The following is an 11,073-nucleotide window of genomic DNA, read 5'->3' as shown; positions in this document are numbered from 1 at the left end:
CTCCAGTCCCATCGGGCTGGGGCCGGCGCCGCCGCGGCCCCAGCCCGATGGGACTGGAGGCAGGCCGACGCTCCGCTGCTGTGGCGCTACCATCTGCACTACTGGGACTGGGCATGGGCATTCACCACCGAGGCTGTTCAGGGGCCGGCGATGTTCGCCCGGCTGTATCTGGCCTGGCGGACCTCGGTGGCCCTAGGCGATCCGGTTGCCTGGTCGCCCTATGTCGTGTCGCTCCGGGCCTGGACGCTGTGTGCCTTGTGGCCCCGGCTCGCGCGGGGAACGCCCGCCGAGATGGCGGTCCTCGCCGACCTCGGCGTCTGCCGGTCCTTCCTGCGCACTCATCTGGAGACCGACGTCGGCGGGAACCACCTGCTGAAGAACTACAAGGCACTGATCGGGCTGGCGGTCGCCGATGACGACGCCCGCGGCCGCCGACGATGGGTCGACGCGCTGCTGCGCGAGCTCGATCGGCAGGTCCTCAGCGACGGTGGACACTACGAACGCTCCCCTACCTATCACTGTCAGGTGCTGGCCGACCTCGACGACGTCGCCGGGCTGCTCACCGCGGCGGGCCACGCGGTGCCCGGCGCACTGCTCGACGCGGCCGGCAGGATGCGGGCCTGGCTGACGGCCGTGCTCGGACCGGACGGTATGGTTCCCACGCTCAACGACGGATTCGCGGTGCCCGCCGAGGCCCTGCGGCTGCTTCTCCCGGCTCCGGTGAGATCGACGCCGATCTCCGTCCAGGGTCCGGGTCCGGGTCCGATCCCAATCCCGGCACCGCGCCCGGCCGAGATGCCGACCTCGACGCCGCAGCCGACCGTGGGGACCGCGCACCGTCCGCGGACGCCCGCATCTGACCAGACCGGCGGCCTTCTGCTGGTCGACAGCGGTCTCGCCGTGCTGACGGCGGGACCGTGGCATCTGCTCGCCGACGTGGGCCTGCCCTGTCCCGAGGACCTTCCGGCCCACGCCCACGCCGACACCCTCGCGTTTCTGCTCTGGCACGACGGCCGGCCGCTCCTGGTGGATACCGGGACCTCGACCTACGCCCCCGGACCGGACCGGGACGCCGAACGTGGTACCGCCGCCCACTCGACCGTCATCGTCGATCACGCCGACTCGACCGAGGTCTGGGGCGCGTTCCGGGCGGGCCGCCGGGCCCGTCCCACTCTTGTCACGATGCGCCACCACGAGAACGTGGCGACGTTGGCCGCCGGCCATGATGGCTACCGCCACCTTCCGGGGCGACCCGTGCACTGGCGGACGTGGCGACTCGACCCGAGTGGGTTGTCCGTCGACGATCGGATCACCGGGGAGGGCCGCCACCACGTCGAGGTGCTGTTCCACTTCGCCCCCGGGGTGTCCGTCACCGCCGCGGCGGTCGATACCAGGCAAACCAGTACCGCTTCGAGCGGGACCACTTCGAGCGGGACCAGCCGGAACGCGGCCACCCGGAGCGGGGCCACGGAGGCGCTCACGGTGAGCACGTCCCAGGGACGGCTGGTCCTGCGGGCCGGCGGACCGGGGCGGTGGGTGGTGCGCTCCACCCGCCGGGCGGTCGGATGGAGCCGTACGGTGCCGGCGTACACCGCCGCGTACGTGATCGATACCGAGCTGCCTGTCGCGGTACGCACCACGGTCGTCCACGAGGTCCGCTCCGGCAACCTGCGCTCCGGCGACTTGCGCTCCGGCGACACGGAATCGTCGCCCGCCCGCCTCTGACGCACACCCGGACCTGACCCACCCCGGTCACACCGCATCACCACGAAACCGAACAAACTGCCCGACAGGAGAACACCGTGCCGACCCTGTCCGCCCTACGCCCTTTCGCGGAACGGCTCACCCACCATCTGGTGGTGGCCCGCCGCCTGCCGCCGCCCTTCCAGGCGACGCGCATCTACGTCTCTTCCGAGGCGGGTCTGAAGTATCTGCGCCCCAGTCTCGCCGCCGTCGATCCGGTCCTGACCGACCTGGTCGGCGAGGTCGTGCGCCCCGGCCACGTGGTCTGGGACATCGGCGCGAACGTGGGACTGTTCGCCTTCGCCGCCGCGTCCGCCGCGACGTCGTCCGGCACGGTCGTCGCGGTCGAGCCCGACACCTGGCTGGTCGGGATGTTGCGCCGGTCGCAGACACGGTCACCACGCCGCGGCGGATCATCGGCCACCGATGGCCGTGCCACGGTGAAGATCCTGCCCGCCGCGGTCGGCGCGGCCCCGGGGATCAGCACGTTCCACATCGCGAGTCGCAACCGCGCGACCAGCCATCTGGACGGATTCGGCAGCAGCCAGACCGGCGGCACCCGCGCGGCGCAGCTCGTGCCGACCTTTACCCTGGACGGCCTGCTCTCCCATTTCCCGGCACCGGACGTCGTGAAAATCGACGTGGAGGGGGCCGAGCACGCGGTCCTCAGCGGTGGGCGCCGGCTTCTGGGCGACATCCGCCCGACCGTGATCTGCGAGGTCACCGGACGCAACGCCGAGGCCGTCGGCGACCTGCTGCGCGGGCACGGGTACCGCATCGTCGACGCGGAGGTTCCGCCGCCGGCTCGGCGATTCCTGACGGCGGCACCCTGGTCCACGTTGGCCGTGCCGGACGTCCCGCCCGCCACCGCGCGACCCGCGTCCGGGCAGGTTCCCGAACCCCTGGTGCGCGCATGAGGACCACGGCGGTCATCGTCCACTGGGGGCCGACCGCGCCGACGATGGATCTGGCCGCGCAACTGGCGGCGATACCTCGGATCAGCGAGGTCGTCGTGGTGGCGAACGATCTGCGAGGACGGCCCGACGGCCTCGGGGAGGAGACGGCCTGGCTCATCCCCCCCGGCAACCTCGGTTTCGGCGGCGGCTTCCGGCACGCGTGTGACGCCTATCCAGCCACCGACTGCTATCTCCTGCTCAACAATGACGTCCAGCTCGTGCCGGCCACCGTCGACGCCTGTCTGGAACTGCTGTCCCGCCCGGACGTGGGCATCGTCGGACCCACTCTGGTCAACGCCGACGGTCTGCATCCGGGCTTCGCCGGACTCACCCGCGTCTTCACCGTGCCGCGCGCCCGCCGGACCCCCACGGACCACGCCGATGACGTGCCGTGGGTCACCGGCGCGATCACCTTTATCAAGGCCGAGTGTCATCGGCAGGTGCCGATGGCCGTTCGGTACTTCCTGTACTACGAGGACGTGGATCTCTGCCACCGCGCTCAGGCGGCCGGGTGGCGTGTCCTCGTCAGTCCGGCCCAGGCCTGGCACACTGGTGGTGGGACGGTACCCAGCAACGGCTACACCTACTACACGGTGCGCAACCGGCTGTGGTTCGCCCGCCTCCACGGCCGCCCGCGGCAGGTGGCGCTGGTGACCGCCTGGCTGCTCCTGGCGGTGCTGCCCCGGGTCGCCGTGTCCGAGCTGGTGCGCCGGCGCGGAATCGTCCGCGTCCACTGCGGCCTGCGCGGCGTCGTGGACGGTCTCGCCCGCATCCCCGACATCGACCAGACCCTGCCCGGGGAACCCCGGGCGTCCCTGTGGAGTACGTGGACGCGCGAGGCCCGCTCCGTCCCGCGTCCTCGCCCGGCCCGGGACCGGCCGATCGGTCCACCGGACCCCGCGGGGGGAACCGACCGGCGGGAGAAGGCGGCCCGCACGGGGGAGCTCACCCGTCCCGGCTGAGCGTGACCACCACCCCGTGGCGGTCGACCACCTGGAAGCCCAGTCCACGCGCGGCGTCGAGCAGGTCCGCCGCGGTGACGGGCCGTCCCTCGAAGGTCGTGTCGTGCATCTCGAACACCGCTCGACGGCACCGGTCCAGCGCGCCCGGATCCCCCAACAGAAACGACGCCTCCGCACCCTCGATGTCGCTGACGAGGTCGAATTCCGCGATCCTCCTGCGTACCAGCAGGTCCCGAAGCGTGGCCGCCGGAATGGTGACGGTCCGCCGCGACGCGTCGTCCCACAACCGGGAACCGAGGTTGTTCCCGACGAGGGCGAACGCCACCGGGCCCACGGCCTGCGTGATCGCCCTGTTCTCCACGTCCAGGGTGATGTGCCCGGCGTACGCGGCCAGGCGTCGCGTGAGGCCCTCGATGAGGTGAGGGTTTGCCTCCACGCACACCAGCCGCGAGCCGGGGGCCAGCCGCGAGGCGATATGCGCGCTGGTGATGCCCAGACTCGCACCGAGTTCCACGACGGTGCCCGAGGTCGTGAGATGACGGCGGATCATCCGAATCTCGGCCCCTTCGTACAGCCGCCAGAACAGCGCCGCCCGCGCCTGCGGGGTGAAGTCGCGGTCAGCCACGTCGAAACGCAGCCCGTGGTTGGGGACCCGGTTGCGGGTGGCCGCCGCGATGACTGTCCCCACCGCCGGGGACGTCAGGACACCGGCGATCGAGATCTTGGTTCGGTAAAGAACATCACTGGCGTCCATGAGTAGGATCTTTTCCCTTCGTTACGGGCCGGGCACCGCCGTAGGCGAAACGTGCCGTCAGGAACAGCACGGCCAGCTGGATGGGCAACGCCGCGAGGAGGTCCCCCACGCTGCTCTCGGAGTTGACCAGTTGGAGGAAGAGCGGAACGAAGATCACGATGTAGCGCAGATCCTTCGCCGGGTCCCACGCCTCGTCGATCAGCCGGAAACCGGCGCCCAGCAGTGCCATGCCGACCAGCAGGGGAAGCAGGCCCCCGTGCAGATAGAGGTCGGTCTGGGGGGAGACGGCGGCCGCGGAGTAGATCCGGGCGTTCCCCGAGAGGTACTGCTGTTTGAACTCGTAGCCGGTGGCCCTGATCGGTTTGTCGGGCCAGACCGCCCGGGGCACGGCGGTCAGGACGGGAGCCAGGAACAGCTCGTTGATGTCCCGGTAGGGAACGATGTCGGGAGACAGCTGGACGACGATGGCCAGACTGTCGATGCCCCGCATCCGCGAGGTCAGGTACTCCAGCGGTGACTCCGCGGGGCCTTCCCCCGCGGGGGCGTCCCCGGACAGCGTCTGGCCCAGCACGGTCGGCGCCATGGACACCGCCGACTGGGCGTCCAGGGTGTGGCTCTGGCTGCGTACCTGGGCCCGGTAGGAGGCGTTGTAGGGAATCAGCACGAGGACGAAGACGGCGGCGGCCGCGGCGATCCACCGCATTGGAAGCCGGCCGCTGGCGACGGAGAACGCGATCAGCACCCCCCACACGCTGGTCGCGAACACCCCCTTCATCCCGCTGGCGACGGCGAAGAGGATCTCGATGGACAGCAGGGCGACGAAGGCCCGCCGACGCCCCCCGCCCCGGGCCAGATCGACGGCGGCGATGAGGAGGGCGGACATCCCGAGGCCGCCGAGCAGGGTGAGCGGCTGGGCGTAGGCACTCGCCTCGGAGACCTTCTGGGACGCGTCGCCCAGGTAGGCATACTGGCCCAGGAGGATCTGCAGGACCCTGGCCGCCACCGAGATCCCGCACAGGATCCACGGCACGTTCCGGCCGCGCAGCCGGGTACCGGTCCCGGGCGCCGCCGCGGCGGCAAACCGGGTGGCCGCGCGCGTCACCATCCGGCCCGGGCCGAGCAGGTATCCGCAGGTCCACAGTGGCAGGGCGAGGCTCGCCAATGCGAGTGCCCGCAGCACGCCGTCGAGATGGATCTGCGGGGTGTCCAGCTGGGGGGTGCGCCAGACCAGTGACACCAGTCCGAACGACATCCCGGTCCACAGCAGGTACCAGGGGCCGAGACGGAACAAGCCCAGCCCGTAACCACGTCCCGCTCGCGCACCGACCAGGAGCAGCGCAGCGAGGCATTCGAACGTGAACGCCACCGAGCGCAGGACCACCCGGTCGGACTCGGACGGCATCCGGAACGCCTCGACGAACCACGGCGCCACGCTGACCATCACGATCATCAGCCACAGCAGCGGCGGGCGGCGGGCGGCGTAGGCAACCCTCCCACCCGGCACGGCCGGGGCTATCACCACGGCGCACCCGAGGGGATCGGCGAGGCGTCGCCGGTAGGCGTGCCCGAGTGGCGCCGCGGACATCCCGCGAGCGGGCAGGCGGCCCGGGACGTCCGCCAGCAGAGAGCCCGCCAGCAGAGAAGATCAGGCATGCCCGAACCTCACGCCGTCTGGTCGCGGGGCAGCGGCGTGCGCCGCAGGGTGACGGCGACCTGTTCGAAACGCTCCCAGCCGTCGTGGAGCGCGAGCACGTTCGGCGAGAAGACGCCCTGCCCGGTCAGCCCGCGCCGGCTCAGATTGAGGATCCGGTAGCCGGCGGCGGCCAGCAGCGAGACCAGCTCACCGGGATGGTCCCCGGCAGCCCGCCGATCCCGTTCGCCGCGGTGGCCGTTCTCGCCGGGACGGTCTCCGCCGCGGCGGGCGAGGCGGGGCGGCATCGCCAGCAGGAGAGCCGGCCGATGCGCCCGTAGGAGCTCACCGGCGCCGCGCAGCACGTCGAGGCCCTCGGCCTCACCACCGATCCTGACCAGGTCAGGCGGTCGGTGCCGCGCGGCGTAGGCATCGAGGGTGATGGTCGTCGCGCCCGGGATGGGCACGGCGCCCACCGCGGCAGTAGCGCCCACCGCGGCGGTAGACAGGTGGACACCCGAGAGCCGGTTGCGCTCGACCAGGGCCGCGAGCGTCGCCCCGGTGCGCGGTGCTTCCTCGAAGGCATGCACCTCGCCGGCCGCTCCCACCACCCCGGCCGCCCACAGGGTGTAGAGCCCGAGGCCAGCAGCGACGTCATAGCAACAGTCACCGGGGCGCAGAACCGCGTCGAACACCGGCGCGAGCGCCGGTGGCCGATAGCGGGGACCGCTGTAGGCGTTCGCAGAGCCCTGTACCCATCGGGTCAGCCAGCCACGACCGCGCAGGTCGGGAAGGACCGCGGCCAGACGTCCCGCCAGCCGCCAGCGCAGCGGACCGGCACGACGCCCGGGGATCGTCGCGAGGTTTCCAGAGCCATCCCGGGTCACATGCTTAAAGTAGCCGACTGCTTACAAAAAGCAATGGATTGAGGTCACGAATCCGCCGCGTCGCCCTCGCCCACCTTGACCGCCAGCCCCGGTCCGCCACCCCCCGGTCCGCCACTCCGCACGGTGAACCCGTCGCGGTCACCGCCAAGCACGTCCGAGCCCGCCGGTGGCTCCTGACAGGGCACCACCCACGGGGACCGCGGCCGCTCGACACGTCCGTGGAACCAGGCCACGGTGCGGGCAAGCCCGTCCCGTACGTCCACCAGGGGTCGCCACCCGAGCGCCTCCCGCGCCAGCGTGATGTCGGGGCAGCGCACGGTGGGATCGTCCTGCGGCCGCGGAACGAAGGTGATCGGGACGTCAGCCCCGCACACCTCCACGACGAGCCGCGCCGCATCAATGATCGTCATCTCCTGGGGGCTGCCGAGATTCACCGGACCAGGAAGGTCGCTGTCCAGCATGCGCACGACCCCCTCCACCAGATCGTCGACGTAGCACAGCGACCGAGTCTGGCGACCCTCGCCCGCAACGGTGACGGCCTGGCCACGCAGGGCCTGCGCAATGAAGGTCGGGATGGCGCGCCCGTCGTCGGCGCGCATCCTCGGCCCATAGGTGTTGAAGATCCGGATGATCCCGGTGGACGTGCCGTGGGTGGCGCGGTGGGCGGCGGTCAACGCCTCAGCGAAGCGCTTGGCCTCGTCGTACATGCTCCTCGGACCGATCGGATTGACGTGGCCCCAGTACTCCTCCGGCTGGGGGTGGACCCGGGGGTCGCCATAGACCTCCGAGGTGGAGGCCAAGAGGAACCGGGCGTTCTTGCGATATGCCAGATCCAGCAGGTTCGCGGTACCCGATGCACCGACCAACAGGGTCTCCAAGGGCAGGGCCCGATAGTCCACCGGGGACGCGGGGGAGGCGAAGTTCAGCACGGCGTCGACCGGACCAGTGACGTCGATCGGCTCGGTCACGTCCCGCCGCAGCAAGCGGAACCCGCCATGCCTCCGAAGATGGTCGATGTTGTCCGGCCGGCCGGTGAGGAAGTTGTCGACGCAGATCACCTCGGCGCCCCGAGCCAGCAGGCGGTCACAGAGATGGCTTCCAAGGAAGCCGGCCCCGCCGGCGACGACGACCCGCCTGGTCACTCCAACCACCACCCGTGAGTAAGGAAAGCCGGGCCATGGGCGTCACGTTCCGCTATCGGTCGACAACGACACTGCGCGCCCCTCAGACAGCCCTCCTTCTATCACTGTCAGTGATAGAAGGAGGGCTACCACGGCGGGGAACCCGCGTGTCTCCACCCGATGACGCCGCAACCGCCACCCACCGCCACCCGAGCCCCACCGGTTCTCGGCACCCCGGCACCCGCGATCCGCGGCCTACGGCCCACGACACGCGACACGCGACACGCGACACGCGACACGCGACACGCATCTACAGACAGTTGCTCGATTAATACTTTGAGTGACAGAGTCGGATCGATTCGTACTGGCGCACGGCCCACCCGGTCCGATCAGCGGTCATTGCGAGGAGGAACAGCCGGCTCATGACCTCCGTCCACAGGTCGACGACGGTGGCAGTCGTCGTATCGCACGCGATTCAGCATTTCGCGCCGCTGTACCGGGCGTTGACCGAACACGAGGTGGATCTTCGGGTGCTCTTCCTGTCCCGATCGGGTCTGGAACGCTACTTCGACGCGGATTTCGGCCTCGACGTGCAGTGGAAATCGGACATCGTCACCGGTTATCACCACGAGTTCATCGCGGACCTGCCGCTGCGCCCGGGCTGGCGGCAGCCCGACGCCAGCCGGCAGATGGTTACCCGGACCTGGGCGGCCCTGGACCGGCTGCGCCCCGCCTGCGTGCTCGTCTACGGATACCGGTACGCCCATTCCCTCGCGGCGCTCGCCTGGTGCCGGCGACGGGGCGTACCCGCCCTCATGATCAGTGACAGCGAACTCCTCGGCCAGCGAACCCCCGCCGTCCGCGCCGTCAAACGGCTCACGCTGCCCCACCTGATGCGTTCAGTGAGTGCATTCCTCACGATCGGCGACAACAACGAGGCGTACCTGGCCCACTATGGAGTCCCCGCCACCCGCATGTTCCGCACGCCGTATCCCACCGATGAGACGGTGCTGCGGGCCGTACTGGCTCATCGGGAGAAGCATCGAACGGCGATTCGCGCCGAGCTGGGTATCGCCCCGGACGCCCTTGTCGCCCTGTTCGCCGGAAAGATGATCTCTCGGAAGCGCCCCCTCGACATCGCGGACGCGCTGCGCGTCCTCACCCGCGCCCCCCGGGGTCCGGTCGACCGGGAAATCATCGTGATCATGACTGGGGACGGAGTGTTGCGCCCCGCTCTCGACGCGGTGGCCGCCGAGCTCGGCGGCGCGTTGCGGATGGTCGGATTCGCCGACCAGGAACGGCTCCCCCGCCTGTACGCGGCCAGCGACCTCTACCTGCACCCCGCCGAGCGGGACCCGCACCCGCTGGCGGTCAAGGAGGCGGTGCTCTGCGGCCTGCCGGTGGTGGTCAGCGACCGGGTGGGCTCCACCGGCCCGACCGACGATGTCCGTCCCGGCCGCAACGGCCGGGTTCACCCGGTCGGCGATGTGGACGCGCTCGCACGGATCCTCGGGGAGCTGCGCGCGCGCCCCGACGTCCTGGCCAGGATGGCCCAGGAGTCGGAGAAGGTGATCGGCGACATCGAGCTCGCCGCGTCAGTGGACGGCTTCCTGCGCGCCGTTGCCCATGTGCGCGACACCGCTCGGCGCGGATGACCAGAGCCGTCAGCCGAATCGCCGGGCCGTCATGACCGGCCCGCTCGCGAGCCGGCTTCCCCGCTCCACCGTCGCCGTACTCGCCGGCAACGCGGGCACGCTGGTCGTCGGGACCGCGACCGGCGTCCTGGCCGCCCGCGCCCTGGGGCCAGTGGCCCGCGGCGAGTTCGTCGCGCTGCAGACCTGGGCGGGCATGCTCGCGATGGTGTTCGCCCTGGGTGTCTCCCAGACGCTGGTCACCGATGACGGTGAGGACCGCGCGCTGCTCGGCCCGCTGCTCACCCAGACCGTCGCGTCGGCGCTGCTCGCCGCGGTGCTGTTCACCGTGGTGCCGGCGCTGATCACTGTGGGCCCGGGCCGTTCGGGCGGCGCGGGAGCCGGGCGGGGACCCGCCTGGGACACCGTCGCCGTGCTGGGCGCGACCTGCTTCACCGCCGCGGCCGTGGCCGCCTCCAACGCCGCCGGGCTCGCGCAGCGCCGCGGTCGGATGACCGGCGAGTTCCAGCTCGTCCGGCTGCTACCGGCGGCGGCGACACTGGCCGCGTTCGCCGCGCTCGCCGGCAGCGGAGTCCGCGATCCAGGATCGTGGATGCTGGCCCTCGGCGTGACGGCCCTGCTACCCCCACTCGGGTACCACGTGGCGGTGCTCGGCGGCCTTCCCGCGCTCGCGCGGCCGGGACGCCTGCTGCCCCGGCGCCGTTTCATGCGGTCCGCCCTGGGGGCCTACGGCACCGTCGTCGGGGCTCAGGTCATCTACAAGCTGGACATGCTGCTCGTCGCCACCTTCCTGGCCGCCGAGCAGGTGGCCTTCTACGCCGTCGCCGTCGCCCTCGCCGGCGCCTGCACGACCGTCTGCCAGGCAACCGGCATGGTGATGTTCAGCCGGCTCCGTACCCTGGTCGATCCCCGGCAGCGGGCCCGGGTGGTGCGCCGCGCGGTCATCGCCACCGTCGCCCTCGCCGCCGTAGTGGCGGGTGCGATCACCCTCGTCACGCCGACGGCCATCCGCATCGTCTACGGCACGCGGTTCGCCCCCGCCGCCCCGGCCGCCCAGGTCCTCGTGCTGGCGACCATCCCGCAGTCCGTCGATTACCTGCTCACCCATGTACTGCTCGGGTTCCGTGCCGCCCGCACGGTGCTTGCCATCCAGGTCCCGGTCGCGCTGTCGACCGTGCTCGGGCTCGCGGCGGCGCTGCACGACGGCCGCCTGCCGATCGTGGCCGCGGTGTCGGGGATCACCTACACCGCCTCGGCCGTGTTGCTGCACCTGGCCAGTACCCGCCTGCTCGCCCGCGCGGCAGGCGCCTCGCTCAGCAGCGCCCCCCCGGACGCCACCTCACCCAGCAGCGCCCCCCTGGACGGCAC

9 protein-coding genes are annotated in these 11,073 nt (G+C 71.3%); 5 read left to right on the top strand and 4 right to left on the bottom strand.

Features of this window, described 5'->3' with window-relative positions:
- The 3 genes from ACY5KJ_RS12325 to ACY5KJ_RS12315 all read left to right on the top strand — a co-directional run.
- A partial coding sequence (locus ACY5KJ_RS12325; protein WP_462203399.1) for a heparinase II/III domain-containing protein occupies positions 1 to 1,725 on the top strand: 1,725 nt, incomplete at its 5' end.
- 77 nt (positions 1,726 to 1,802) lie between these two features.
- Positions 1,803 to 2,660, top strand: coding sequence for an FkbM family methyltransferase (locus tag ACY5KJ_RS12320; protein WP_462187903.1), 858 nt, complete (start codon positions 1,803 to 1,805; stop codon positions 2,658 to 2,660).
- Entirely contained in the window at positions 2,657 to 3,661 is a 1,005-nt protein-coding gene (locus ACY5KJ_RS12315) for a glycosyltransferase (protein ID WP_462187904.1), read from the top strand. Before ACY5KJ_RS12320 ends, ACY5KJ_RS12315 begins: the two co-directional genes overlap by 4 nt.
- On the opposite strand, the gene ACY5KJ_RS12310 is transcribed toward ACY5KJ_RS12315, so the two are convergent.
- The 4 genes from ACY5KJ_RS12310 to ACY5KJ_RS12295 all read right to left on the bottom strand — a co-directional run bounded on the left by ACY5KJ_RS12310 (position 3,645) and on the right by ACY5KJ_RS12295 (position 8,074).
- Complete coding sequence (locus ACY5KJ_RS12310; protein WP_462187905.1) at positions 3,645 to 4,415, bottom strand: FkbM family methyltransferase; 771 nt, start codon at positions 4,413 to 4,415, stop codon at positions 3,645 to 3,647. The two genes, ACY5KJ_RS12315 and ACY5KJ_RS12310, sit on opposite strands and share 17 nt — an antisense overlap.
- Complete coding sequence (locus tag ACY5KJ_RS12305; protein ID WP_462203398.1) at positions 4,402 to 6,000, bottom strand: hypothetical protein; 1,599 nt, start codon at positions 5,998 to 6,000, stop codon at positions 4,402 to 4,404. Before ACY5KJ_RS12305 ends, ACY5KJ_RS12310 begins: the two co-directional genes overlap by 14 nt.
- 77 nt (positions 6,001 to 6,077) lie before the next feature.
- Complete coding sequence (locus tag ACY5KJ_RS12300; RefSeq protein WP_462203397.1) at positions 6,078 to 6,932, bottom strand: class I SAM-dependent methyltransferase; 855 nt, start codon at positions 6,930 to 6,932, stop codon at positions 6,078 to 6,080.
- Between the two features lie 44 nt (positions 6,933 to 6,976).
- A complete protein-coding gene (locus ACY5KJ_RS12295) occupies positions 6,977 to 8,074 on the bottom strand; it encodes a UDP-glucuronic acid decarboxylase family protein (RefSeq protein ID WP_462186693.1) in 1,098 nt (365 codons plus the stop codon).
- A gap of 428 nt (positions 8,075 to 8,502) precedes the next feature.
- Here ACY5KJ_RS12295 and ACY5KJ_RS12290 point away from each other — a divergent pair, with 428 nt between their 5' ends.
- Together ACY5KJ_RS12290 and ACY5KJ_RS12285 are read left to right on the top strand one after the other, a co-directional pair.
- A complete protein-coding gene (locus tag ACY5KJ_RS12290; protein WP_462186692.1) occupies positions 8,503 to 9,708 on the top strand; it encodes a glycosyltransferase family 4 protein in 1,206 nt (401 codons plus the stop codon).
- Between the two features lie 31 nt (positions 9,709 to 9,739).
- Positions 9,740 to 11,073 (top strand): lipopolysaccharide biosynthesis protein (locus ACY5KJ_RS12285; RefSeq protein ID WP_462203396.1); only part of this gene is annotated, 1,334 nt, incomplete at its 3' end.

The sequence above is a fragment of the Frankia sp. CcWB3 genome (assembly GCF_977927595.1).
The sequence above is the reverse complement of the archived record's forward strand: the minus strand, read 5'-3'. Positions and strand labels throughout refer to the sequence as shown.